The 25,872-nt window shown below is 66.9% G+C and carries 22 protein-coding genes and 1 pseudogene; 12 read left to right on the forward strand and 11 right to left on the reverse strand.

Translation table 11 applies throughout. The features are described 5' to 3' along the window. Positions 1 to 25: 25 nt before the first annotated feature. Together ACE37B_RS03700 and ACE37B_RS03705 are read right to left on the reverse strand one after the other, a co-directional pair. Complete coding sequence (locus ACE37B_RS03700; protein ID WP_409921931.1) at positions 26 to 859, reverse strand: TauD/TfdA family dioxygenase; 834 nt, start codon at positions 857 to 859, stop codon at positions 26 to 28. A gap of 67 nt (positions 860 to 926) precedes the next feature. Continuing rightward, positions 927 to 1,442, reverse strand: coding sequence for a cupin domain-containing protein (locus ACE37B_RS03705; RefSeq protein ID WP_409921932.1), 516 nt, complete (start codon positions 1,440 to 1,442; stop codon positions 927 to 929). A gap of 160 nt (positions 1,443 to 1,602) precedes the next feature. Between ACE37B_RS03705 and ACE37B_RS03710 the strand changes: the two genes are divergently transcribed. From ACE37B_RS03710 to ACE37B_RS03725, 4 genes are all read left to right on the forward strand, one after another. Further along, the gene (locus tag ACE37B_RS03710) at positions 1,603 to 1,989 is read left to right on the forward strand and encodes a hypothetical protein (RefSeq protein ID WP_409921933.1); all 387 of its coding nucleotides are present in this window, start codon (positions 1,603 to 1,605) and stop codon (positions 1,987 to 1,989) included. Positions 1,990 to 2,060: 71 nt separating this feature from the next. Next, complete coding sequence (locus ACE37B_RS03715) at positions 2,061 to 2,663, forward strand: hypothetical protein (RefSeq protein ID WP_409921934.1); 603 nt, start codon at positions 2,061 to 2,063, stop codon at positions 2,661 to 2,663. Positions 2,664 to 2,751: 88 nt separating this feature from the next. Further along, a complete protein-coding gene (locus ACE37B_RS03720) occupies positions 2,752 to 3,552 on the forward strand; it encodes a response regulator transcription factor (protein WP_409921935.1) in 801 nt (266 codons plus the stop codon). 31 nt (positions 3,553 to 3,583) lie between these two features. Next, complete coding sequence (locus ACE37B_RS03725) at positions 3,584 to 4,966, forward strand: sensor histidine kinase (RefSeq protein WP_409921936.1); 1,383 nt, start codon at positions 3,584 to 3,586, stop codon at positions 4,964 to 4,966. Between the two features lie 28 nt (positions 4,967 to 4,994). Here ACE37B_RS03725 and ACE37B_RS03730 read toward each other — a convergent pair. Next, positions 4,995 to 6,514: pseudogene (locus ACE37B_RS03730) on the reverse strand (acyl-CoA synthetase). Positions 6,515 to 6,881: 367 nt separating this feature from the next. Here ACE37B_RS03730 and ACE37B_RS03735 point away from each other — a divergent pair. Together ACE37B_RS03735 and ACE37B_RS03740 are read left to right on the forward strand one after the other, a co-directional pair. After that, on the forward strand, positions 6,882 to 7,511 hold the full coding sequence (locus ACE37B_RS03735; RefSeq protein ID WP_409921937.1) for a TetR/AcrR family transcriptional regulator: 630 nt from the start codon (positions 6,882 to 6,884) through the stop codon (positions 7,509 to 7,511). A gap of 106 nt (positions 7,512 to 7,617) precedes the next feature. Beyond that, on the forward strand, positions 7,618 to 9,255 hold the full coding sequence (locus ACE37B_RS03740) for a class I adenylate-forming enzyme family protein (RefSeq protein WP_409921938.1): 1,638 nt from the start codon (positions 7,618 to 7,620) through the stop codon (positions 9,253 to 9,255). Here ACE37B_RS03740 and ACE37B_RS03745 read toward each other — a convergent pair whose 3' ends face one another. After that, a complete protein-coding gene (locus tag ACE37B_RS03745; protein ID WP_409921939.1) occupies positions 9,256 to 10,473 on the reverse strand; it encodes a histidine kinase dimerization/phospho-acceptor domain-containing protein in 1,218 nt (405 codons plus the stop codon). 301 nt (positions 10,474 to 10,774) lie between these two features. Between ACE37B_RS03745 and ACE37B_RS03750 the strand changes: the two genes are divergently transcribed. Continuing rightward, positions 10,775 to 11,599: a universal stress protein gene (locus ACE37B_RS03750; protein WP_409921940.1), complete on the forward strand. Its 825-nt coding sequence runs from the start codon at positions 10,775 to 10,777 to the stop codon at positions 11,597 to 11,599. Positions 11,600 to 11,669: 70 nt separating this feature from the next. Then, positions 11,670 to 12,575, forward strand: coding sequence for a universal stress protein (locus ACE37B_RS03755; protein ID WP_409921941.1), 906 nt, complete (start codon positions 11,670 to 11,672; stop codon positions 12,573 to 12,575). Positions 12,576 to 12,606: 31 nt separating this feature from the next. On the opposite strand, the gene ACE37B_RS03760 is transcribed toward ACE37B_RS03755, so the two are convergent. After that, a complete protein-coding gene (locus ACE37B_RS03760; protein WP_409921942.1) occupies positions 12,607 to 14,322 on the reverse strand; it encodes a M14 family metallopeptidase in 1,716 nt (571 codons plus the stop codon). A gap of 155 nt (positions 14,323 to 14,477) precedes the next feature. Here ACE37B_RS03760 and ACE37B_RS03765 point away from each other — a divergent pair, with 155 nt between their 5' ends. After that, entirely contained in the window at positions 14,478 to 15,542 is a 1,065-nt protein-coding gene (locus tag ACE37B_RS03765; RefSeq protein ID WP_409921943.1) for an iron-containing redox enzyme family protein, read from the forward strand. 363 nt (positions 15,543 to 15,905) lie between these two features. Beyond that, positions 15,906 to 18,155 carry an EAL domain-containing protein gene (locus ACE37B_RS03770; protein WP_409921944.1) on the forward strand — a complete coding sequence of 750 codons (2,250 nt, stop codon included), beginning with the start codon at positions 15,906 to 15,908 and terminating at the stop codon, positions 18,153 to 18,155. An 18-nt stretch (positions 18,156 to 18,173) separates the two neighbouring features. Here the strand turns inward: ACE37B_RS03770 and ACE37B_RS03775 are convergent, their stop codons facing one another. Together ACE37B_RS03775 and ACE37B_RS03780 are read right to left on the reverse strand one after the other, a co-directional pair. Continuing rightward, a complete protein-coding gene (locus ACE37B_RS03775; protein WP_409921945.1) occupies positions 18,174 to 20,312 on the reverse strand; it encodes a heavy metal translocating P-type ATPase in 2,139 nt (712 codons plus the stop codon). A 541-nt stretch (positions 20,313 to 20,853) separates the two neighbouring features. Further along, complete coding sequence (locus ACE37B_RS03780) at positions 20,854 to 21,039, reverse strand: hypothetical protein (RefSeq protein WP_409921946.1); 186 nt, start codon at positions 21,037 to 21,039, stop codon at positions 20,854 to 20,856. A gap of 243 nt (positions 21,040 to 21,282) precedes the next feature. On the opposite strand from ACE37B_RS03780, the gene heR reads away from it, so the two are divergent. Then, on the forward strand, positions 21,283 to 22,035 hold the full coding sequence (heR, locus tag ACE37B_RS03785; protein ID WP_409921947.1) for a heliorhodopsin HeR: 753 nt from the start codon (positions 21,283 to 21,285) through the stop codon (positions 22,033 to 22,035). Positions 22,036 to 22,157: 122 nt separating this feature from the next. Here heR and ACE37B_RS03790 read toward each other — a convergent pair whose 3' ends face one another. The 4 genes from ACE37B_RS03790 to ACE37B_RS03805 all read right to left on the reverse strand — a co-directional run bounded on the left by ACE37B_RS03790 (position 22,158) and on the right by ACE37B_RS03805 (position 25,279). Beyond that, the gene (locus tag ACE37B_RS03790) at positions 22,158 to 22,751 is read right to left on the reverse strand and encodes a helix-turn-helix domain-containing protein (RefSeq protein WP_409922886.1); all 594 of its coding nucleotides are present in this window, start codon (positions 22,749 to 22,751) and stop codon (positions 22,158 to 22,160) included. Positions 22,752 to 23,129: 378 nt separating this feature from the next. After that, positions 23,130 to 24,353, reverse strand: a complete 1,224-nt coding sequence (locus ACE37B_RS03795) for a type II toxin-antitoxin system HipA family toxin (protein ID WP_409921948.1) — start codon at positions 24,351 to 24,353, stop codon at positions 23,130 to 23,132. Positions 24,354 to 24,373: 20 nt separating this feature from the next. Beyond that, entirely contained in the window at positions 24,374 to 24,985 is a 612-nt protein-coding gene (locus ACE37B_RS03800; RefSeq protein WP_409921949.1) for a helix-turn-helix domain-containing protein, read from the reverse strand. Positions 24,986 to 25,120: 135 nt separating this feature from the next. After that, positions 25,121 to 25,279 carry a hypothetical protein gene (locus ACE37B_RS03805; protein ID WP_409921950.1) on the reverse strand — a complete coding sequence of 53 codons (159 nt, stop codon included), beginning with the start codon at positions 25,277 to 25,279 and terminating at the stop codon, positions 25,121 to 25,123. Between the two features lie 202 nt (positions 25,280 to 25,481). On the opposite strand from ACE37B_RS03805, the gene ACE37B_RS03810 reads away from it, so the two are divergent. After that, positions 25,482 to 25,811: a helix-turn-helix domain-containing protein gene (locus ACE37B_RS03810; RefSeq protein ID WP_409921951.1), complete on the forward strand. Its 330-nt coding sequence runs from the start codon at positions 25,482 to 25,484 to the stop codon at positions 25,809 to 25,811. The last annotated feature ends 61 nt before the right edge of the window (positions 25,812 to 25,872 follow it).

Below are 25,872 nucleotides of genomic sequence, written 5' to 3' on the forward strand. Positions count from 1 at the left end.
GGGCGACCCGGTTCCGCCGAGCCGATCAGCCGACCGGGCGGAGGCCGGCGAGGTTCGGTGCGGCGATGTCCATCTCGCCCTCGGGGATGGCGACCGCATCGCTCGTCCACGCCCAGATCGACACCATCTTGCGATCCGGTGAGACGACGCCGTTGCGACCGTGCAGCATCCGGTAGTTGTCGATGCAGAGCAACTCCCCCGCTGCGGCCCGGAAGTGGGCGCCGTCGGTTCGAGCGGTCGCCACCGCATCCGCCCACCGCTCCAACATCGCTGCGTCGGCGGTGGCTTCGCGGCCCGGCATCACCGACTGATCGGGGTTGGCGCGCACCTGCGTTCGGCCACCCGGGGCGAGGCGGGCGATCGGGTGGAACGACCCCTGCGGGAAGTTCGGCATGCTGTGATCGATCGGCTGCTCCCAGGCGAAGCGGGCGAACTCGGCGTCAGCGCTGAGCATCGTGAGGAGCTCGAGTGCGTCGACGAGGAACGAGGCGCCGCCCACGTCACACGGCCGCTCGCAGTACAAGAACATGTGGTCGGGCGCGAAGTCACCGAACCCGAAGCCGTCGTTGTGAGCCGGCTGATGTCCGTCGAGCGGCACGCGATACCGCTTGCGGCCTCGCTCGTCAGCGGGCTGTGCCGTCACGATCTTGGCCTCGGTCTCGGTGCTCTCGGTCGTCACCTCGAACTGCGGGCGGACCTTCACGACCCGAGGGCCGAGCATGGCTTCGCCGAACGCGATGGCCTCGTCGACCGAGCCGATTCCGGACACGAGCCCAGCGCCGTCACGCGCCACGATCGAGCGAGCATGTTCGGGAGTCGCCGCGCGACGCGGCACGAGGCTGGCGGTACGAACGTCCATGTGGAGAGCATGCACGGCGGCGGTCACCGCACCGTTGCGCGTGCATGACGACCACGTTTCGAGTCGCTCAGACTCCGGTTGACGGTGACGGCGACCAGCCGGGCGGCGCGAGCTCGAAGCCGGTGAACTCGAAGCCGGGCGACACGGTGCAACCGACCAGTGTCCACGCTCCGAGCGAGCGCGCCGATTGCCAGGAACCGGCTGGAACGACCAGTTGCGGGCGCTCGCCACGGGCGAGATCGACTCCGAGCACTCGCCGATCGACTCTCGTGTCCGATGTGAGGTCGCTCGTGGCGTCGACCGCTTCGCCGTCCGTCGCTTCGTCGTGGTGCGCAGCGTCCGGCCCACCGTCGTAGGTCGACAACTCGATCGGCGCGCCGGCGTAGTGATGCCACACCTCGGTGGCATCGACGCGATGCCAGTGCGAGACGTCGCCACCGGCGAGGAGGAAGTAGATGGCCGTTCCCACGGAGCGCCCCGAACGCGACGGGCCCTCCCACATCTGTCGGTAGCGACCGCCCTCGGGATGTGGCGTCAGCTCGAGCAACTCGACGATGCGGTCAGGGGTCAGCTCCGACGTCATCACGAGATCCTGCCAGCTTCGGTGGCAAGGCGCCCCGACGCCCCACCCTTCGATCATTCGTGACGAGCGTCACATTCATCCCACAGGGATCCCTTACGAACCATCGTCATCGTCGTTCCTGTCCGATGATCACCATCGGGAGTCACGAAAGGAACCGACCATGTTCAACCCTCGACACCTCTTGGCCACCGCAGCGATCACCGCAACCGCGGTGGTCACACTGGGCACCGGCACGACCAGCGCCCAGGCGCCCGAAGGAGACGACCTGCGTCCGCGTCTCGAGCGAGTCTGTTTGCGAATCCCCAACATGCAGATCCGCACCGACAACGTCCTCGCCCGGATCAGCGGTGACGCCTCGACTCGCGGCTCGCTCGCCTGGCTCGACGTGAAGATCAGCGAAGCCGAAGCGAACGAGCGTCCCCAGCTCGCCGAGGTCTTGACCAATCGCCGTGCCGTCCGCGAAGCCGCCGTACCGGTGCTCGAAGCCAGGCGGGACGCACTCGCCGGACTCGCCGAGCAATGCGCCAGCTACGGCGTCGACGTCTGATGACGCACGGGTCGAGTTCGCGGACCTCGGCCGCGACGGGCAAGCGGATGCGGACCCGGAGGGACGGCCGGATGCAGCGGTGCAGCATCGTCGGCGCCCTTGCGCTGATGGTCGCCGTGACGGCGTGCGGTTCGGACTCGGCGAGCGACACGACCGACACCGACCCCGACGTCACGGTGACCACCGACGACGACGCCAGCGAGATGCCGACGAACTCGGCCGGCGCAACGTCGGACTCGGGTTCGCCACCCGACGATGTGTCGACGACGAGCATCGGCCACGCGGACGGCGACGCAGGGCAAGCGAACGACACGCCCGAGGACGACACAGCGACCAACGCTGCTCCCACGTCGTCGAACGCCGATCAGGAGTCCTCCCCGGCAACGGACGGTTCGACACCCACTGCACCCGCGCCATCCGCGCCATCAGCGACGTCCGCGCCATCTGCATCGGCGACGTCCGCGCCATCTGCATCGCCGACGTCGGCACCGGCGTCACCGGCGACGACGGCCTCATCACCCACGACGACGCCCGCGCCGCCGACGCCGACACCACCGCCCTCTCCCGCGCCTGCGCCGACCATGTCCGCCGAGGACATCGCCGCGCTGGAACGAGAACTCGACGAGATCGATGCGTTGCTCCGCGACCTCGAAGCCGGCTTCGCTGCGGACTGACGCTCGGCACCTGGGATCCCGGCACACGCCGAACGCCGATGCTTGACTTGGGCGATGCCCGACTCGACAGCGCACCACGCGGAGGGAGATGACTGAGCCGGCGACCGACACATCGGCGAGCGCGGCGAGCGGCGCGGTACTCGTCGTCGAAGACGACGCCGACGTGCGGTCGGCGATCGCGACCGGCCTCGAGGTCAACGGCTTCTCGGTGGTCGCGCTCGACAGCGCCGAGGCGGCACTCGCCGAGATCACCGGACGCCTGCCCGACCTGATCGTCCTCGACGTCGGACTGGCCGGGATGTCGGGCATCGACCTGTGCGCTGCACTGCGGTCACGCCAGATCGACGTGCCCATCCTCGTGCTGTCAGCCCGCGACGAGGTCGGTGACCGCGTCGCCGGGCTGCAGGCCGGAGCCGACGACTACCTCGTCAAGCCGTTCGACCTCACCGAACTCGTCGCCCGCCTCCAGGCGCTCCTGCGTCGAGCCGGAACCGCCGCCGCCTCCGGGCCGTCATCCAGCTCGACGTCCACGTCGTCCAGCTCGGAATCCAGGTCGGCGAGTTCGTCGTCCAGGTCGGCGAGTTCGTCGTCGAGGCTGGTCTTCGGGTCGCTGAGCATCGATCTCGATCGTCGCATCGCCGAGACTCCGGACACCCGCCTCGAGCTCACGCGCCGCGAGTTCGATCTGCTGGCCGTCTTGGCCCAGCACCGAGGCATCGTGCTCTCGCGCATCCAGCTCCTCGAGTTGGTGTGGGGCTACGACTTCGAGGCGGACACGAACGTGGTCGACGTGTTCGTCGGCTACCTCCGCAAGAAGATGAGCTCCGCCGGTCTCCCGAAACTGATCTCGACGGTGCGAGGTGTCGGGTTCGTGATGGAACGCTCGTGAACGCCTCCACCTCTCGCCGATCGGCTGCCTGGTGAGGCTGGAGACCCGCACCGGACTCGCCGCGCTGGCGGCCGCGGTGCTCGCGCTGGTCATCCTCGCCGCGGTGGCGACGAATCAGTTCGAGCAGGTCGTGCGAGAACTCGTCGACGAACAACTCGAAGAGCGCTCGGCGACCGCACCGGTGCTCGTCGCCGTCGGCGACCGCGTCGCCGTGTCCGAACTCGACTCGACGATCGCGGCCGCTCGGGTGCTCGTCGACGGACGCACGATCGACATCGGCCGGCTGCCCGACGATCCGCTGCCACCGATCGACCGGGAAGGCTTTCGCACCGCCACGGCCGACGGCGAGGACTGGCGGCTGTACACCGTGCGCGTCGACGACGTCCCGGCGGCCGGCGACACCGCCTTGGTCGAACTCGCTGCCCCGCTCGGCGACGTCGACGCTCGGGTCTCGACGCTGCGCGGACGAATGGCGTTGGGCGGGCTCCTCGCGGCAGCGCTTGCCGGCGTCGCCGGTCTCGTCCTCGGTCGACGGGCATCGCGCCCGTTGACGGACCTCCGCAACGACGCCGCTGCCATCACCGGGTCTGGCGATGCCGACCTGGCCGTGCAGACGGCCTACGGCGCCGTCGAGGTCGACGACGTCGCCCGCACGCTCAACGACAGCCTCCGCAGCGTGGCTGACGCGTCGACGCGCCGAGAGGAGGCGCTGGTCGCGGCACGGGCGTTCGCGGCGTCGGCGACACACGAGCTGCGCACCCCATTGCAGAGCGCGATGACGAACCTCGACGTCGAACTCGCCCCGACGGGAGGGTCCGATCGGGTTCGTGCGGCGCGGTCGGATCTCGACCGGATGAAGTCCGCGCTCGAAGCTGTCCGCGCCTTCTCCGACGCCGAACTCGTCGATCCGACCTGGTTCGAGACGGTCGACGTGGCCGATCTCGCCGAGGAGATCGCGGCGAGCGCGTCTCGGGGATCGGACCGAGTGTCGGTCGCCGGCGACGACTCCCTCGAGCTGTCGGTGTGGCCCGATGGCGTGCGCCTCGCGCTCGACAACCTGGTCCGCAACGCACTCACCCACGGTCGAGTCGCTCCCGAATCGAACGGTACCGACGTCGACGACGTCACCGAGCAGCACGCAGGCGAGGTCATCGTGACGATCGATGCGGTTGCCGGGGCACTGACGGTCGACGACGGCGGTGTCGGCATCGCCCCGTCCGATCGCGAGCGGCTGCTGCAACCCTTCGAGCGCGGGGCGACGCGCGTCGCCGGTTCGGGGCTCGGCCTCGCCTTCGTCGCGCGCGTCGCGGCCGCACACGACGGCGACTTCACGCTCGACGACAGCCCCCTCGGCGGCACCCGCGCCATCCTGGTCTTGCGCACCCTCCCGTCGCCGCCGACCGAGCGTTCCTGACGCGCGACCGCCGCCAGGAGCGGACGCTTCAGGAGATCGCCGGAGCGTCGGAGCCGACGAACTGCTCGCGCAGCTCGCGCTTCAACACCTTGCCGGTCGCGTTGCGCGGGAGTGCTTCGACGATCGCGATGTCGTTGGGCACCTTGAACTTCGCGAGCCGCTCGACGCAGTGTTCGACCACGAGCGCACGGTCGATCTCCGCGCCGGCTTCGATCGCCAACACAGCAAGTCCGACCTCGCCCCACTTGTCGCTCGGCAGACCGATCACTGCCGCTTCGGTGACCCCGGGGATCTGGTACAGCACGTTCTCGACCTCGGCCGGGTACACGTTCTCGCCGCCGGAGATGTACATGTCCTTCCAGCGATCGACGATGTAGACGAAGCCCTCGTCGTCGACCCGTGCCGCGTCACCCGTCTTGAGCCAACGTCCCTCGAACGCGTTGGCGGTGGCTTCCGGCTTGTTCCAGTAGCCGGGCGTGATGTTCGGGCCCGCCACCCACAACTCCCCCACCTCGTCGGGCGCGCAGTCGTTGCCCTGGTCGTCGACGATGCGGAATTCGGTGTGCATCAACGCCTTACCGGTCGACCCGATCTTGCGGAGCGCATCGCCGGGATCGAGGAAGATGCTCGCCGGGCTCGTCTCGGTCATCCCGAACCCCTGTGCCAGGTCGACACCTCGTTCGGTCCAGGCTTCCATGATCGTGAGCGCGCACGGCGCGCCGCCGACGCCAGCCACTCGCAGACGCGTCAGGTCGGTGTCGACGAAATCGGGATGCTGCATCATGAACTGATACGGCGCCGGCACCGCGAAGAAGTGGGTGATCCCGGCAGCGGGGTCACCGATGAGGCGCAACGTCTCGCCGGGATCGAACGCCTTCATGATGACCACGGTGCCACCGGCGTGGAGGACCGGGTTGGAGTAACAGTTGAGCCCACCGGTATGGAACAACGGCAGCACGTTGAGGTGCACCGTATCGAGCCCGACGCCTGCGGGCACGCCGAGGTTGACGCAGTTCCAGAAGTTCATGCCATGGGTGATCATCGCCCCCTTCGGCAGTCCGGTGGTGCCGGACGTGTACATGATCGTGATGACATCGTCGTGTGTCAGCGCGGCCCGCCCGACCGGGGAACCGTCGTGCGCGGCCAGCGCTCGCTCGTAGGCGCTGTCGAGGGCGCCTCCGTCGATCTCGAGGAGGTGATCGATGCTGCACCGCTGCTGGAGTTCGGTTGCAGCCGCTGCGAACTCGACGTCGTGGACGAGCAGCTTCGGGGAGCTGTCGTTGATGATGTAGTCGAGTTCGTTGACCGTGAGCCGCCAGTTGAGCAGCACGCAGATCGAGCCGGTGCGAGCGCACGCGAACTGCACGTCGAAGTACTCGACGTTGTGCCGAGCACGCCGATCCGGTCACCGCGCCCGACGCCGAGCGACGTGAGGTACGCCGCCATGGCGTCGATGCGCCGGTCGAGATCGGTGTAGGTGAAGCTGCGCGCGGTCGCGAGGTCGCGGACGGCCTCCTTGTCGGGCCGATTCTTCGCGTGATGGTCGATCCAGTCGTAGGCGCGGGTTGCGCCATGGCCGGCGGGTCGTGACGACGTGAGCGACGCAACGGCGTCCGGGTCGGGCGTGAATGTGGTGTCGTCTGCGGCTGCAGTCATCGGATCCCCTTGTCGAGTCGAGCCGGCTCATGATCGCGCAGCCGCCCCCACCCTCACCACATCGGGCGCCACGCCATCCCCACCCCCACCCAACCCCAGCCCCAACCCCCAGCCCCAGCCCCAGCCCCAGCCCCAACCCCAGCGATGAGAACCCGTGCGGACAGCTCGCCTCGGTTCTCATCGCTGGCGGGTCGACGATGTGGCCGAGGGTCGCTACGTTGTGCGACCGACTCGAAGTCGACGATGATCGAGGTGGCAAGTGGCGAGAACCCAAATCGAGCGATCCGCCGAAACACGGCGGGCGATCAACGAGGCCACGATCCGTTCACTCGTCGAAGCCGGCTACGCCTCGACGACGACATCGGCCGTGTGCGATCGAGCGGGCGTGTCACGGGGAGCCCTCACGCACCACTTCTCCTCGAAGCAGGAGATGATGACTGCGGCGATCACCCACCTGTCCGAGGTGCGCGAACGCCAGCTGAGCAAACGTGCCAGCGAGTTGGCCGACGGGCCGGATCGCACCCAGGCGGTGATCGAACTGCTGTGGGAGTCGTTCACCAGCGACCTGTTCTACGCCTCGCTCGAGCTGTGGAACGCAGCACGAACCGATCGGGCACTCCACGAGACGCTGTACCGCGCGGAGCGCGATCTCGGTGCCCGCCACCGAGTACTCGTCGCCGAGATGTTCGGAGAGCCCTTGGCGGCGCATCCCCACTTCGACCGCGTCGTCGACATGATGTTTCGTCAACTTCGCGGTGCTTCGGTCACCCGCATCCTTCGAGGGGATGCACATCACGAGGACGCGGTGATCGGCGATCTCGTCACAGCGATCGCAGCGATGACGGCGATGAGCGACTCGGTCGCTGGCGGGCTCGATTCCACGAGCTGACCTGGTTGGGCAGTCGCCTGGCCTGCATCTGTGGGCGACCACCTGCCAGCTCGAGTTGACAAACCGAACATTCTGTTTCTAAAGTCCTGCGGCAACGGACGGCGTCTTGCAACGACTCGCAGACGTCACCCAGTCGCGTGTCGCAGGGGGCGACATCGCCGAACCCACCCCGGTCGCCACTCCCGAGGCCGCTGCGAGAAACGGAGCATCCATCATGCCCACCATCGACGGCGCACTTCGCGCCACCGCCCGCCGCGTGCCCGACGCCGAAGCGCTGAGTTTCGACGGCAACGACTACACCTATGAGGAATTCGACGAAGCGGTCGAACGTGTCGCGTGTGCGCTCGCCGGACTCGGCGTGGCCAAAGGCGACCGCGTCGCCTTGATGTCGACCAACTCCGACCGCTTCGTCCTGGCGTTCTACGCCACGCATCGACTGGGCGCGATCTTCGTTCCCATCAACCCGTCGTCGGCGCCGCCCGAGATCGAGTATCTGCTCAGCGACTCCGGTGCGATCGTCTTCCTGTTCGACCCCGCGCTGCGCGCTGCGGTCGACGCGACCATCTCGATCGGATTACCCGAGAGCTGCCGCCGCGTCGTTGCGCTCGGCACATCGGGCGATCACCTCGACCTCTTCGCCCTGGCAGCCGACGGCGGCTCGTCGCGGCCGGACGTCGACGTCAGCGAAGACGACGACGCTCTGATCCTGTACACCTCGGGAACGACGGGCAAGCCGAAGGGGGCGCTGTTCGACCACCATCGGTCGATGTGGGTGGGCGTGAACGTCATCGCCACCTGTGGGATGCGCGTCGGCGATCGTTTCCTGCACGTCGCTCCCCTGTTCCATGCTGCCGAGCTCTGCATCATGTTGATGCCCGGCACGATGATCGGCGCGAAGCACGTGATCCTCAGCGGCTTCGATCCGACCGTCGTCGCCGACACGATGGAGTCGGAACGCATCACGATGTTCTTCGGCGTCCCGACGATGTTCCAGTTCCTGCTCAAGGTCCCCGGTCTCGCCGAGCGTGACCTGTCGGCGTGGCGGACGGGACTGTTCGGCGCGGCACCGATGCCGGCGTCGGCGGTCGAAGCACTGGTGTCGACGCTGCCGCACGTCGACTTCATGCAGCTGTGCGGGCAGACCGAGGGGGGGCCGGGCGGTATCTACAGCGACGCCGCACAAGTGCGAGCCCGTCCGGATGCGAGCGGGCGCCAAGCCCTGCCGTTCACCGAGTGCCGAGTCGTCGACACGTCGGGCAACGACGTCGAACCCGGCGGAACCGGCGAGTTGCTGCTCCGGGGCGAGACGATCATGAAGGGCTACTGGAACAGGCCGGAGGCGACCGCCGAGACCATCGTCGACGGATGGCTCCACACCGGCGACCTCGCCCGACTCGACGCCGACGGCTACATGACGCTCGTCGACCGGATCAAGGACATGATCATCACCGGCGGCCACAACGTGTACTCCGTCGAAGTCGAGAACGCGTTGGCCGCGCACCCCGACATCGCCGACTGCGCGATCGTCGCGAAGCCTCACGCCGAATACGGCGAGAGCATCGTGGCCGTGGTCACGCCTGTCGAGGGAGCGACGATCACGCTCGACGAGATCAAGGAGTTCTGTCGAGCCCGCGTGTCGCACTACAAGGTGCCGCACGATCTGATCATCCGCTCGATCCCGCGTAACCCCTCCGGAAAGATCATGAAGCACGTGATCCGCGCGGAGATGGACCCCAGTGCCTGATCAGTGCCTGATCAGCGCCGGACATCGGTCTGACGTCGGTCTGCCGTCGGCCCGCTCGGGCACGCCCGCACGCTGGATGCCCCGATCACGCCCATCGAGGCCGTCATCGGCGGTCGCTCGCACCCGTGCGAGAACCCGCGGACGCAGGTGCAATCGATCGAGCTTGATCGAAATCTGATCCAGCGTTCGGTGTGCGTTGGCGCTACGACCCCGTGGCTCCTCACCCGATTGCAGACGACACGGCCGATCAACGAGCGCCCTTTTCGCCTGGCACTCGACATCACTCGCGACATCGAGAACCCTGCCCAGCGGGAACCCTTCCTGGACAAACTCGCTGCGCAGCCCTCGGCAAGCGACGGTCGGTCTCGCCGAATTGCTCGATTCGGACGCGACGCTGTCCCGGAGCTGCACGACCTTGCTGCGATGCTCCAGCGTCAGCTGCTTCGACTGAGGAAGATCACCGACGACCTTCTCGACTCCGCCCGGCTCGACAGCTCGGATCATCGCCAGCAACCGCCGTCCACTGGTTTCGATCTGTGCGAGTGCATGGCGGTGTGCTTCGTCGCGGAGCTCGAGCCGGAGGAGTTCGCTGTAGCCCAGCAGCCCGTGGAGCGGTGTGCGGAGTTCGTGGCTCACGTGAGCGAGCAGTTCGTTTCTGGCCCGCCGAGCGTCTGCCTGCGCTTCCTCGGCCCGGTCGGTCGCCACCGCGGCGCGAGCGCGAACCAATGCGGTCCCGATGGCACGACCGATCTCACCAACCGCAGCGACCTCGTCATCTGCCCATCCGCCGACCGGTGCGAAGTGGTTGATCCCGACCAACCCGATCCCCTCTCCGTCGACCACGATCGGGACCTGGAGCACCGCAGCGACGCCGAACGACGAGAACGAGCGCTGTTCGGCTGCTGCCGACTCCGGTAACTCGCTGATCGCGGCAGCTGCGAACACCTCACCGTGTCGCGCCAGCTCGGAGGTGTGCGCGAAGTCGTCGGAACGAAGCCGTTGGATCACGGGCAGCTGCGGGAGGACGCCACTGGCGGTCCATTCGAAGAGGTTCTCGAACGTGCCGTCATCGTGGTACACGGTCACATACGACCGATCGGCGCCCAGCCGTTGCGCCAGCTGTTCCAGCGCAGCCACGACCTCCGATGTCACCTCGTCCCACGACGCGCCGGACAGTCGCCAGGCCAAGTGCTGGCCGGCCGCGGCTTCGTCGCTCATCCACACAGCGTTGTCGATAGACCATCGCCAACGGCGCCACCCGCCAGATTCTGATGCGGACTTGAGAAGCTTGATCGGATCTTGATCCGGTCTTGAGAATTGCCACGGAGGCACGAAGGTCGCCGCAATTGGGACGTTCTCCTCTGGAAAGCTGCAGCGCAACATACGAAAATGAATGCTGTCGACACAAGCCCCACCCGGGGCTGGTCGATGCCACCCGGCCCCATGACGCTGCGAGCGATCCAAGCGATCGGCGGGGCTCGGATCCACGCCCCAGACCCCAAGGAGCACTACCCGGATCATGATCACGATCGTCGTTCCTCTCGACGGATCCCCCTTCGCCGAGCGAGCCATTCGCCCCGCATGTGCGCTGGCAGCGCGCCTCGACGCCGCACGGATCGTGCTGCTGACGTGTGAGCCCGACGATGCCGACGAAGCGAAACGCCGACTCGATGAGCTCGCAGGGCTCCACTCCTCTGGCGTCGAGATCGAGACCAGGGTCGTCGGCATCGGCCAGCCTGGCGACGTCATCCTCGAGACGGTGTCGACGGAACCGGAGGCGATCCTGTGCATGGCCACACGGGGCCGCGGCGGGCTCGGGGCAGCGCTGTTGGGCAGCGTGGCGCTCGGCGTCGTACGCAAGTCCACACGGCCGTTGATCCTCGTCGGGCCGCGCTGCGGCACCGCGCTACTTCCGAGCGAACGCGGGCGGCTCCTGGTGTGTTCCGACGGCTCGGAGTTCTCCAACAGCATCCTTCCGATCGCTGACACGTGGTCCGAACTGCTCGACTTGCGCCCGTGGCTCACCGAAGTCGTCGGGCCTGATGAGAACCCGGAACCTTCCTACCGACCGGTCCCGAACCGGGAGATCGAAGCCGCCAAGCAACGCCTCGGCGTGCTTTCGACACGGTTCGTCTCGTCGACCGACGAGCCGGGCATCGAGGTCCTGCACGGCACACCGGGCCACTCGATCGCGGAGTTCGCCGAGCGGCTGCCCGCTGCGCTGATCGCCATCGCATCGCACGGCCGTACGGGGCTCACTCGACTCACGATGGGCAGCGTCGCGACCGAGATCGTCCGCCACGCTCCGTGCCCCGTCTTGATCTCCAGGCCGAGCGACAACTGAGCGAACCGACAACTGAGCCAGCCCGCCACTGCGCCGACCGACAACGTGAGCAACGGCGGATGGCCTCACGGTGAAACCCACCGAACACCAGGACCACCAGCATGAGCAGGAGAGCGAGATGATCGAGACGAGCGAGTACAAGATCAACGACATCGTCGTCGGGGTCGACGGTTCGGACGGTTCGCTTGCGGCGCTGCGATGGGCCGCTCGAACCGCGAAGGCACGAGGAGCGCGTGTTCGAGCCATCAGCGCATGGCAATATCCCGCGCACGCCGTCACGCCCGCCGGCCCCGCACGGTTGCCCGACGCCGACGAGATGGACCGTCAGACGTGCGAGGAGCTCGGTGCGTTGATCCGTCGGGAACTGGGAGACGATGCAGGTCGCGTCGACGCCGAGGCCGGTCGCGGCCCGGCGGCGACGGTGCTCATCACGGCCGCACGCACCGCCGATCTGCTCGTGGTCGGTGCACGAGGGCTCGGAGGATTCAGCGGGTTGCTGCTCGGATCGGCGTCGCAGCAATGCGTCGAGCACAGCCCATGTCCGGTGGTCGTGCTGCGCGGTGGCACCGAACGCACCGGCGGCCCGATCGTCGTCGGTCTCGACGGCTCCGACGGCGCTGCTCGCGCACTGGCGTGGTCGGCCGCCCAGGCCGAGGCGACCGGCACGTCCGTCGTCGCCGTACACGCGCTCGGGGCCGGACCGAACAACACGACGATGGATGCCGCACACGCAGCACTCGAACGGTGGTGTGCCCCGATCGAGGAGCGCTCGATCCGTTGTGACCGTCGCGTCGTGGCGAGCGATGCGCGCACCGCGTTGGACGACGTCGCCGACGCGACCGGTGCGTCGCTCATCGTCGTCGGTAGCCGAGGATTGGGTGCGGTGCGCGGCTTGCTGCTCGGCAGCGTGGCCGGCTACGTCGCGCGTTACTCGACACGGCCGATCGCCGTGATACCTCGGGCTGCGACGAGCTGATCGCTCGTGTGCGGACTGCGCGAGCGGATCGTCAGTCGAGTGCGCCGTCCGGTGCGACGTCGAGCGTGACGTCGAGGCGCAACGTGCCGGCGCGGTCGTGGGTGATCTCGATCGGACAGACGGTGCCGCGATCGGCGCGCACGATCCACTCGGCGACCGTGCGGTCGCCGGTGCCGTCAGAGCCCGAGGAGAACGAACGGACGGCGTTCTGCCGGAGCGCTCGTCCGGCGAGTTGGCCGAGGTCGAGGCGCTCGCTTCCGGTGACGAGCGATGCGCCGTCGACCAGCGAGAGTCGAGCGGTCATCGGCTGCACGTAGCCGCTGGCCAGGGCACGCTCGGTGACCGCCGTCTTCATCCAGCCGGCGTTCTCGACCACCACGCGGAGCCGCCACGTGCCGTCGCCGAGCGCCTCGACGATCGTCTCGCGATGCCGCAACAGCGGTGACGACAATGCCAGTCGCACAGCAAGACGCGAGTGCGGGGCGATCTCTGCTTCGAGGAGATGGGGAGGCGGGTTGCGAAACACGAGCTCGCTGTGCCAGCCGCCCAACTCGACGCGACCGAGTTGGGGATGGTCGAACTCGTACCAGTCGACGTAGCCCCCTGGCACGTTCTCGTCGACCCACGCGAGCAGTTGCAGTTCCTCGTCGAGTGGGTGGGTTCGGTACCACTCGAGCGGGTGCGCCTCGTCGAGACCGGCTGCCTGGAGCGCGTTCCAGAACTCGGTCGTCCAGGCGTACACACCGAGGTGATCGAAGGCCCAGTCGGTGCCCACCCCGCGGATGACGCTCTGCGGGTGGTAGCGGAAGTCGTGGAAACCCGAGATCGACGGGTAGCCGGTGAGCTCGGTCGCCATCTCGCCGAGCACCTCGTAGGTCCACAGATCGTCAGCGGCGAAGGAGTCGTCGGGCTGGTCGCTGTAGGCGCGGATGTGGACCCCGGAGAACGTGTGGTACGCCAGATACGCGCAGATGTTCTTGCGGTCGGTGACCGCCCGCAGCAGCGCCGCGATCTCGGGTTCGCTCCCGGGATACTCGCCCGCGTCCCACGGCCCTTCGACCTTGCGCTCCCACTTGTAGGGGAACTGCCGGTTCGGGTCGATGCCCTCGCGCAACGGAGCGCTGGGGACCCGCACGCCGTCGTAGCCGTGGATCCTGCCTTCGCCGAGCAGTCGGTAGTACGGGCCGTCGCCGTCCTCGTCGGGTTCACGCGCGATGAGCAGCCGCGGGTCGGCGGGATACGGCTTCCATGTGCCGTTCGGGTCCAGGACGCGCATCTGGAGCAGGCGCCCGTCACGGTCGACATCATCGGTGACGAGGCCGTCGAGTCGGTCTGGCGTCGGCCAGGGGTGCACGCTGCCGCGAACGAACGACGGGAGTTCGGCGAGCGAGCGCTCAGCCCCGTCGGGGTTGACCCGGGGGACGAGGTAGAAGGCGCGCGTGTCGAGAGCCCGGGTGATGTCGGCGTCGCGTCCGAACCCGGCGGTGAGGTGATCGACGAGATGGACGATCGCCATCGTGGCCGTGACCTCCGAGGCATGGATGTTGCCGTCGATCCAGATCGCCGGCTTCTCGGTGGGTACCCCGACCGCGTGGTTCGTCACCGTGAGCAGCCAGAGATCGCGACCTTCGTACGACTGGCCGATCGAGGTCAGCCGGACGAGATCGGGGAAGTCCGCGGCGAACTGCTCGAGCCACAGGGTCAGTTGCTCGAAATCCGGATACCGGTCGTACGCGACGTCACCCATCGCCGCACACTACGACCCGACCGCCAGGCTGTCACGGTGAGGTCGAGATCGACGACGCTCGCCGGCACGCTCGCCAGCCGCTCGCCAGCCGGGCGAACGACAGGGCGTGTGTCACGTGAGGTATCGATCGGCATCGGATCGGGTACTGCGTTCACATGACCTCTCCGCTTCCCATTCCCGTCGGACCGTTGTCGGAGCGCGTGATCTCCGCGCTACTCGACGACACCGGCCTCGACCCGACGGTCGAACTCGATGGCGACGACCCGTTCGAGCACGACCTGCAGCTCGCGCTGTACGTGCTCAACGAACTGCACTACCGCGGCTGGGTCGGTGTCGACGATCGACGGGAGTGGGAGCCGGCGGTCGCCACCGTCCGCACACGGCTCGCCGACGAATTTCATCGCCGCCTCGAACTCGAAGTGGGTGCCAACGCGAACGTCGACCCGCTCGCGGAGGCCGAACGCCTACTTGGTCTCGACGGGCCGTCGGTGTCGTCCCACCTGCGCGATCACGGGACCGTCGAGCAGGTGCGTGAGTCGATGGTGCTTCGCTCCCCGTACCAGTCGAAGGAGGCCGACCCGCATACGTTCGCGCTCCCCCGTTTCGACGGGCGAACGAAGCGAGTGTTCTGCGATATCCAGGCTGGCGAGTACGGCGTCGGCCACGAACGGTCCCACGCCGAACTGTTCGCCGATGCACTCGTCGGTCTCGGCCTCGACCCGACCCCGAACGCCTACATCGACCGGTGCACCGGGCCGGCCTTGGCGACCTCGAACCTCGTCACACTCGGTGCGATGCATCGCCGACTGCGCGGCCTCGTGCTCGGTCAGCTGTCGCTGTTCGAGATGGACTCGGTGGTCCCGAACCAACGCATGGTGGAGTGCTGCGACCGGCTCGGCCTCGACCCGAGCGTGCGCCCCTTCTTCCACATCCACGTGCTCGCCGACGCCGAGCATCAGACCATGGTCGAGGCAGCGTTTCTCAGCGACTATCCCGGTGTAGCGCCCGACCAGGTACGCCACCTGGTGGTGGGGTTGCGGGCGCAGTCCTTGATCGACCGGGCCATCGCCGCGTCGTGTGTTCCCACCTGGGAGCACGGCCAGCGAGCGCTGGTGACCCCCATGCGTCTTGCGCAACGCCGGGCCCGATCCGCATCGGGCATCTCCCTACGAGAAGTCGCTCAGCACCGATTCGACAACGGTTTGCCCGTGCCTGCGTGACCACCCGGCCGCAGGCACGCTTCGCTGGCCGACCCCCGGAATTCGCAACGGCCGAGTCCCACTACCGCGCCGAAGGGTTCGTCTCCCGACTGACACAACGGGTCTGCGCCGACGGAACCTGTATATCTCGAGGCTCAACCATTCCGCCGAAGCTGCCGATGCACCGAGGATGAGTTGCGTCTCACGGTCAGGATCGGCCTCTTCACGTCACGGCGTTGGCCGACCGGCACCGTCGAGCCGAGGGTCGGCGAACGCGCAGACATGTGCTCACGATCGCCACGACACGCCAACTCGCACCGCCGCGTTCGACCGCAGCATCCACAGCGCACGCAAGCGGTGTGTTGCTGGGGAATGGGCGTCGCCATGAGGGTGCTGATCATCGAAGACGACGCGGCTGTTCAGCGGGTCGTCTTCGATGGACTCAAGAGCCGATCTGTCACCACGGTCGTCGCTGCCGACACCGTCGCCGCCGGTCGCGCAGCGCTGGGGCGCCAGGACTTCCACGTGGTCATCGTCGGTCTCGCACTGGTCGACGGATCCGGGCTCGAGATCATCGCCGAACTGCGAGCATCAGGCTCGACGGCCCACGTCATCGTGCTCACGGATGCCGCCGCGGAAACCGACCGGGTCCACGCGTTCGAATCCGGCGCCGACGACTACGTCATCAAGCCGTTCTTCGTTCGCGAGTTGGTCGCCCGAGTCCTCGCCGTCGAACGACGCCACGGCCTCACCGCCGACACCAAACTGCACATCGGCCCGCTGGAGATCAATCTGAACGCCCGCGATGTCACACTCCACCACCGTCCGCTCGAACTGACCGCCATGGAGTTCGCGCTCCTCGCCTTTCTCGCCGCTCGACCTGGCCACACCTTCAGCCGAGGTGAGCTCCTCGAAGCGGTGGGGCACACGAGTGCCGACTGGCACTCCGGCTCGACCGTCACCGAACATGTCCGGCGGCTCCGTTCGAAGATCGAGACGGACCCTCGACAGCCGCAGCTCCTCACGACCGTTCGGGGCGCCGGCTACCGACTCGACGCGCCCGAATCCGACCCATCTGTTCATCGTCCACCGCCGGTCGGGACAGGGACCCTCGTCCACGTCGACGGGTACATCGTGTCGGCAGACACCACTGCAGCTCAGATCCTCGGGCACACGGAGCCGTCCGGCCTCCTCGGCCGGAACACGCTCGACTTCGCTGCGTCCGCATCCCGCAACGCGGTCGCCGAGCGTCGAGATCTGATCAGGGCAGGACACACTCGCCGGTCTCAGATCGCGACGGCTCAACGGTCGGACGGGTCCGAAGTCATCGTGGAGATGTGGTCGTCGGAGACCACGTGGAACGGCCAACCCGCTCGGCGCCTCGAGTTGATGGTGTCCGACGATTCGCCGACCCGGCTCCGTCACCTGGCCATCGGCGTGTACAGCGAAGTGTCCGATGCCGTGATCGTGACCGACCTGCACTTCCACGTCCGAAGCTGGAATTGGGCGGCCGAACGTCTGTACGGATGGACCGAGAACGACGTACTCGGACGGCATCTGCTCGATGTCGTCGACTTCGACGGCGACGAGTTCTCGACAGCGGAGCGACAACTCGAGATCAGCGGACGTTGGCACACCCAAGGCCGACAGCGCACACGAGAAGGTTCCCGCATCGACGTGATGTCGTCGATGACCACGATGCTCGACGACCACGCAGAGGCCATCGGCATCGCGATCGTCAACCGAGTCGTCGCGATGTCCTCGGACCAGACCGACGGCCCGCCTGAACCGGACGCAGGTGACGTGAGGCGCGGCCTCGATCGACGAGAGTTCGAGGTGCACTATCAGCCCGTCGTCGCGCTCGCCGACGAGCACCTCGTCACCGTCGAAGCCCTCGTGCGCTGGCGGCATCCGGTCCGGGGTCTCCTCAGCCCGGCGGCGTTCATCGACGTCGCCGAGCGCAACGGGTTGATCATCGAGCTCGACGCCTTCGTGCTCGACACCGCCAGCCGACAGGTCGCCGCGTGGCGGGCCGAGGGCGCCGATATCGGCCTGTCGGTCAACGTGTCGGCGGCCGCGCTCGCCGACGCAGGGCTCGTCGACAGGGTCATCGCGACGCTGGAGACGGCGGGACTCGACGCTCATGCGCTGTGGCTCGAGGTCACCGAGACGTCGCTCGTGCGCAACGTCGATCAAGCAGCGGCGATGTTGCACCGCCTCGCCGACCAGGGCATCGGGATCGCCATCGACGACTTCGGTACCGGCTGGGCCAGCCTCACCTACCTCAGCAAGTTCCCGATCCACGCGCTCAAGATCGACCGTTCGTTCGTCGCCGGGATCGGCGAGAACCCCAACGACCGCGCCATCGTGCGATCGATCGTGCACCTCGGCGCCGAACTCGGCCTCGCCGTGGTCGCCGAGGGCATCGAGACGGCGGCCCAGTCCGAGGCGGTACAGGCGATCGGCTGTGCCATCGGGCAGGGCTATCTCTTCGGTAAACCGACGCCTCCCGATGAGGTCGCAGTTCACCTCGCACACCGCGTCCGGCCGCTCGAGCTGACGATGGCGGCGAATTGGGGTTCGAGCGATGCGCACGCCGCGCCGTCGGCCATCGGGTCGTCGAGAACATCCTGAGCGCCGGGTCGGGTCGGTTCAGCTGTCGGGGTCGAGGTCGATGCGGCGGAGGAGCTGAGCGTTGAGGGCCACGACGACGGTGGAGGTCGACATCAAGACCGCGCCGACGGCAACGGGCAGAATGAACCCGATCGGAGCGAGCACACCGGCTGCGAGTGGGAGCGCCACGACGTTGTAGCCCGCTGCCCACCACAGGTTCTGCACCATCTTGCGATACGTCGCCTGTGAGAGTCGGCGGATCGCCACCACTCCACGAGGATCATCGGCGGCCAACACGATGCCTGCCGACTCGATGGCCACGTCGGTGCCTGCGCCGATGGCGATACCGACATCGGCTCGGGCCAACGCCGGGGCATCATTGACGCCATCGCCGACCATCGCCACCCGGCGGCCTTGGCTCTGCAGCTCTTGCACCTTGGCGTCTTTGTCCTCCGGAAGCACGTGGGCAAAGACCTCGTCGATGTCGAGTTCCGCGGCGACGGCGTCCGCGACCTGTTGGGCATCGCCGGTGATCATCGCCACCGAGACCCCGGCCTCGTGGAGTCGTCCGACGGCCTCACGAGAGACGTCTCGAACCGCGTCCTCGAGGGCGAACCCTCCGATGATCCCACCATGTCGGCCATCTCGCCCATCTCGGCCATCTCGAACGACGTAGAGGACGGCGGCGCCGCGGTCACGCCATTGTTGTGCCTCGTCCTGCATCGACGCCGGCTCCTCGAGGTCGCGTTCGCGAAGCAGCGCCGGACCGCCGACGGCGACCTTCGTCCCGTCGACGTCGGCTTCGACACCGCGACCGGCCATCGACTCGAAGCCGTCGGCTGCCGGGAGTTCGCCGGTGGCGTGCTCACTCGCGTATTCGTGGATGGCCCGTGCCAGCGGGTGCTCCGAGTCCGCCTCGACCGCACCGGCGAGGCGGAGCATCTCGTCGATCTCCACCCCGTCGACCGTGACGGTGTCGGTCACCCGATGTGCGCCGACGGTCAGCGTCCCGGTCTTGTCGAACAGCACGGTGTCCACGTTGCGCATCACCTCGAGCGCGACTCGGTCTTTGATCAGGATCCCCGAGCTGGCCGATTTCGATGTGGAGATGGAGGTGACGAGCGGGATCGCCAGACCGAGTGCGTGGGGGCACGCGATGATCAACACGGTGACGGATCGATCGAGAGCGAACTCCCCATCACCGGCAACCAGCCAGACGACAGCAGTGAGAGCCGCAGCAGCGACCGCGACGTAGAACAGCCACGCCGCAGCCCGGTCGGCCAGCTTCTGCGTGCGGGTGGCGGAGCCCTCGGCGTCGGCCACCATCTGTTGAATGCCGGCGAGTGTCGTGTCGTCGCCGACGGCGTCGACCTCGACGCGCAAACTCGAATCCGCCACCACCGTGCCAGCGACGACCCGATCGCCTTCGCTGCGTGTCACCGGTGTGGATTCGCCCGTGACCATCGATTCGTCGACATCGGCGGACCCGTCGACGATCTCTCCGTCGGCGGGAACCCGACCACCAGGGCGCACGAGGACCACGTCGCCGACTTCCAGCTGCGAGGCCTTCACGGTCTCGGTGGACCCGTCGTCGGTCACCCGCTCGGCTTCGTCGGGCATCATCTCCGCCAGCGCGGCCAACGCTCCACGAGCGCGCCCCACCGCGCGCATCTCGATCCAGTGGCCGAGGAGCATCACATCGATCAACAGGGCGAGCTCCCACCACACGTCGGCCTCGAAGATCCCGATCGATGTCGCCATCGATGCGACGTAGGCGACCGTGATCGCCATGCCGATCAACAGCATCATCGCGGGCTGTCGATCACGGATCTCCTCGCTGGCGCCGCTGAGGAACGGCCAGCCGCCGTAGAAGTAGATCACCGAGCCGAGCAACGCCACGATGACGTCGATCGCGTAGAGGTCGGGTGCGGTGTAGCCGAACCACTCTTGGATCATCGGCGCCCAGACGACCAGCGGCACCGACAGGATCAGCGTCAGCCAGAAACGGTCACGGAACTGAGCGGCATGATCCTCATGTCCGTGGTAGCTGTCGTGATTCTGGTGATCGTGCTCGTCCGGCTCGTCGCGCGTGCCGGCGGTGGCGCTGTCGTCGGACTCGTCAGACGAGCAACCTCGTGCACTGCCCGTGTCCTCGGATGTACGGGAGGTTTGGGGCACGGAATCGAGTTCCCTTCGTGAGCCGAGAGCAGACTGTGTCACTCTCGCCCTACCCACCTCCGAGTGAGTGTCAAACCCGGCGTTGCCACACCCCATCCGCAACGAACACCATCCGCAACGAACACCATCCGCAACGAACACCATTCGCAACAAGGTGCGTCGGGCCCCACGCAGATGGTCGAACGCCCTCCCGCCATCCGTACTCCGAGCGTGAAATCCGGATTCGACGATGTCGGACGATCCGAATCGCACGGCAATGCCGTCACGTAGCAATGCGAAGACGGACCTGCCGCCGAAGTGTTCGACAGCGGCGCCGTCGCGGTGTCGGAGTCGGCGGTGTCGCGAGTGATGGTGGCGGCGCCGCAACGGTGAGCGGGGGCCTGTTCGAACCGGGGCGTGCACACTTCCTGCGCCGACGATCAGGAGCATGTCCGTTGCAATCACGGGAATCGTGGTGGTGAAGCCGAACTCCCCTGACGCGACGATGGCCGGCACGAGCCACTGGCGGCGGACGTATCCCACCCCGTTGCCAAGCCAGCCTTCACCACCGTGATGTTCGGCGGCGGCCCGGGCGCGACCGTCGGCGGGGTGCCGTCAGCAGGGCCAGGCTGATGATCAGCGTCAGGGCGAGGCTGGCGACGATCGAGACCCGAAAGTCCCATCCTGGCAGCGCGGCGACGTTGATCGCGACGAGGACGATGAGCTGGGAGAGGAACTTCCCGCGCATGGCGTCCACGGTCGTTGGACCTCTGCTGGGGGTGTTCGCGTGCGAGTCGCGACGTCGACGTCACCGATTGCCGGTCGTCGTTTGGGTCCCACGGCATCGGGGTAGGCGGAGGGTATGGCCTTCATCATCGACACGCCTTCAGCCGCGCCAGGCACCGAGCAGACCACCGATCCTCATGGCGGTCGTTCTACCGACCGCGACGTTGCGCATCGCGACGTGGGCCACGGAACCATCGTTCCCGACGTGAGCCGACGCCTCCGGACCGCGAATCTCGTCGCCGGCGTCTTTCACCTCGCACAGTCGGTCGTCTTCTTGGCGATCGTCACCGACTTCGACCTGCCGGTCACGACGTCCTACGCCACCGAAGACCCCGTCCTCCTGCAGGGGCCGCCTCCGACCGAGATCTGGTTCGACGTCCGCGTCGGCTACGGCGTCGCCGCCTTCTCGCTGCTGAGCGCGCTCTTCCACTTCCTCGTGGCGACGGTGGCCCGCCGAACGTACGACCGTGCGATCGCAAACCGCCAGAACCCGTTCCGGTGGATCGAGTACTCGCTGAGCGCCACGTTGATGATCGTGCTGATCATGATGCTGCTCGGCGAATACGACGTCGGGGCGCTCATCGCCGTGGCCGGCGCCAATGCGTCGATGATCCTCTTCGGCTGGATCATGGAGCGGGTCAACACGCCGGGCTCGTCCTCGATCGACTGGTACCCGTTCGTCTTCGGCTGCTTCGCCGGCGCCGTCCCTTGGATCGTCGGAGGACTCTACTTCGCGGGTGCGCTCGGCAACGCCGACGAGGCGGTACCGACGTGGGTGTGGGCCATCTTCTTCAGCGTGTTCGCGTTGTTCAACGTCTTTGCGCTCAACCAGTTCCTCCAGTACAAGGCAGTCGGTAAGTGGCGGCGCTACGTGTTCGGCGAGGGCGTCTACATCGCTCTGTCGTTCGTTGCGAAATCCGCGCTGATGTGGCAGGTCTACTTCGGCACCACCCGCTGATCGCCGCCTCGGGCTCGCTGGTCTCGCCGGTCGCTGTCGTCCCTCGAGCCGGACCGTGCTGCGCGCTGAGTGGGTCGGTTCAGGTCGTGTCAGGATCGAGGTCGACGCGCCGGCGAGCAGCGTCATGTCGAGATCAGTTCTCGATCACGCCAGATGGCGCGCTCCGCCAGTGTGATGCGGCGCGCGGCGAACTGAGCCGGGGTGTTCTCGGCATTCGTCGCCCGTCGCTGCGGCGTGGCTGGCGCCTCCCATGGCGACTCCAGCGGTGCAACCTCCTTCGTCCAGCCTGGCCGTTGGATGCCCGAGTCATCCGCAAGCTTCTCCGCGATCGCAGCGAGCAGATTCGACATGAGCGGCGAACCCGATGACGGGGCGTCAGCGATTGCGGCTGCGGTCCACTCGGGATGCAATGCGATCTGGTCAGCGAACGAACGGAGTCGTGTCCAGTCCGGCTCATCCGTGTCGCGCGGGACTCCGATGTCCGCGAGTCGAATCATCGTTCGCGCCTCGAACGTGGGAACGAGCCTCTTGCCGAGCGCGGCCGCAATCTTCATCAGCGTGTCCCGCCGCAGATCGTCATGACCGTTCTCGATCCGCGAGATCGTCGGATACGCAACCCTGCAAGGGCGGCCAGGTCGCGCATCGACAGGCCAAGGGCTTCCCGCTCCTGACGAATCATCGTCGAGATCAACATGAATGTGAGCTTCAACGCTCACAGAGAAGCGCTGCAACAGCGGCGCCTCCGATCCGACAAGGCGCAGCGCGTCGTGCCCCAAGGTTCAACACTGGCCCGGCTCGGCACGCCATGACGGGTGATCCAGGGCGCTCTTCACCCCTGCTCAACGAAGCACGCCAACGATCGGCGGGACCACTGGGTAGAACTCTCAGCGTGGTCGGGGTGGGGAGGTTCGAACTCCCGGCCTCCTGCTCCCAAATCTGAAAATGGGGGTGTATCGGGGGGTGTCTGTCTGTACCGGATCTCGCCGATTTCTTACGATCTAGCTGGGGTGATTCTCGGACGAGCCGGAAGCTGCCGAACAGGGCGTCACGAGCCGGTGCAAGGCGAACTGATACATCGGCGATACCGGCCGCAGTTACTTGAGAACTCGCCGACAGGCTTCGATCCAGTCGAGAATCGGAGGGAGCATCGCCCGGCAGTCATCGCTGCCGCTTTCCGCAGCCACGTCGACAAACGCGTCTCCAGCGGCGTCCGCCAGTCCCCTCATCGCCTGGACGTACCACTCACCGTCGGCTCGAACCTGCTCTGCCAACGCCTCGAAGTGACGCACCTCTACCTTGTGGGGCTGGTAGGTCGAGCCGAGCTTCATCGCCAGTTTCCGCTTGCGAATGTTGACATCCACGTAGGGCAGTGCCGATGCGATGTCATAGAGCGGCGCCAATCTGATCACGCTGTCTGCGATCAGGAGTGAGTAGTTCTTCGCGTGCGCGTCGGTGCCGACGACAAGCCAGTTGTACCCGAGCGCGAGCAAGAACCGCTCGACGTCGACGTCGACGTCTGACGACACCTGCCGCAGCCGTTCCACGATCTGCGCCGGGGTTGGACCGCCGTCCGACTGATACTTCTCGGATGGATGCACCCCGAGCGCTTGGCACATGTCCTCCTGGTGGATGCGGCGAGTACCTCCGTGTGACCGGTCGTAGCGCTCGACGACGACGACCTTCTGATCCTCGAACCGCATCAGCTCGGTTTTGGCGGCGACGAGGCCCAATCGGTCCGCAGCTCCAAGACAGAGATACTCGTTGACCTCGAAGCTCTCGTAGCCGGCGATTGCTGGCTTGAGAATGTGGGTTGAAGGCGTGCCACCGTCTGGCTCGCTCCAGCCGACGCCGTCCACCCACGAAAGAGCGATCTTGGCCTGGGCTCCTGCAAGGGACCACCTGCCCTCGTCGTTCTTGTCGTGCCAGCGCGACGAGTCTGCTTTCAGGCCTCGTAGCCGCTCTGCGATCTCCGCTTCAGAGAGCGGAGTGCTCCCGCCGTCTGCGCGGAGACCTAGCGCGGCAGGGTCGTTCGAATAGCGGAACGCCCCGGCAGCATCGGCCCCGACGTGATTCAGCAGGCCGCAGATGTTCCGCTCGGAAACCTGCGCCTTCTTCGCCCACCTTGCGATGACGGTCGGATCGTCAGGCAGCAGCCCCCAGAGATACGGCGCGATCGTCTTGTGCGTGTAGTGCGTTCGCGACGTCGGCATGGACGTGGAGAGCGGAACCCCCGAATAGCCCGATGCGTAGTCGAAGGCCAGCGAGTCGACCGACGTCGCCGACACAACTCCGACGACCATCCCTTCGTCATCCACCACGCTGAGATCTGGAATGGCCACTACGCCTCGTCCGCCGGACTCTCTGCGGAGCGAAGTACGGACTGGAGCGCGTGACGAAGGTCCTCACTGAGCGACTCCGCCCCACTCAGCTCCCCAAGAACTCTTCGGAGTCGCTCGTTCGTCTCAGTCGCCGACAGTGCGTCCCGCAGGTTCGCCGATCCCGGCTGAAGAGCGGCCTCCAGGACCCTGCGGTCATCGGAGCCCAGGCGCACCAGGGCACTCTCCTGGAGCTGTCTTGCAAGTGGGCCCGAGTCAAAGCGCTCGGCGAAAGTCTCACGAAGCCTCGCCAGTGCGGCGGCCTGAAGGGAGTCGGCTCCGAACCGATCGAAGCCACCTGGAGCGCGCGCACGAGAAAGGGTCGCTAGTACTGCGCGATCAGCGTCGGTCGGTGCGCTTTCCAGCCGCGGTGAGATCTCGATCTCGAGCCCCAGCGCGTCAAGCGTTCGCAACAAGCGGTCGACTTCGATCGAAGATCGACGACTGTTCTCGATTGAGACGATCCAGTCTCGTGAGACACCGGCTCGCTCGGCGACCTCAGCTTGAGTCAGATTTAGATCCTTCCGCCGCTGCTGCAGAAGCCCCCCAATCTCGATGACGTTGCGAACCCTCACGAATGTCAGGTTAACACGACTTTCAGTGAATGTCGTGCCAGCGCGACTTTGAGAGAATGTCGCTTCAACGCTACATGTGGAGAATGCCGTGCCGGCACGACTCGGAGTGAACCCTCTACGCAACTGCCGTAGCGCTCAGCACTGCGCAGTGCGCTTGACCCGCTGACGCTCCTCCCGGTACGCCGCTTCGAACTCGGCGCGCTCGTGGTCAGTCATCCGTGCGAGCCGGATCGATCGGATCTCGTCGAGCGTGCGGTGACCGTGTTCGCCTCGCTGCTCCTCGTCCATCGACATAGAGCTGCAGCGTACGTCCGGCCACCCGCCCGGGATGGCGGCATTCGCAGCCCAGGGAAGGTTCGCCGGTAACGACATCGCTTCTCAACGGCCGTCGTTCAGCACCTGCTGAACCACCGATGTCGTAACGGTCGCCCCGCTCACCGGCGTGTCGGTAGGTAGCGGCACGCATCAGTGATGCCGCCCACACCGAGGAGGCCCCATGCAACCGAACCCGACCCACCAACCCCGAGCAGCGGTGCTGACCATCGCCGAGGTGATGGACGTCCTGCGCATCGGGCGAACCAAGGCCTACGAGCAGGCCCGGCTGTACCTCGACTCCAACGGCGAGGACGGCCTCCCCTGCATCAAGGTCGGCGACTCCATCCGATTCCTCCGCCACGCCATCGAAGACCTCATCGGCGAACCCATCACTCCCACATCCACCGACCACCACGACACCGACCCACCCCGCACCACCGCCACACCACCAACACGAACCAACCGAACACACCCCACCACCGACACCAACCCCCAACTCTTCACCGCCTAACCAACCACCCCCACAATGAACCGAAACACCACCCAACCAAACCAACTCACCAACGAGAGAC

The sequence above is a fragment of the Ilumatobacter sp. genome (assembly GCF_046290335.1).
Lineage (GTDB): Bacteria > Actinomycetota > Acidimicrobiia > Acidimicrobiales > Ilumatobacteraceae > Ilumatobacter_A.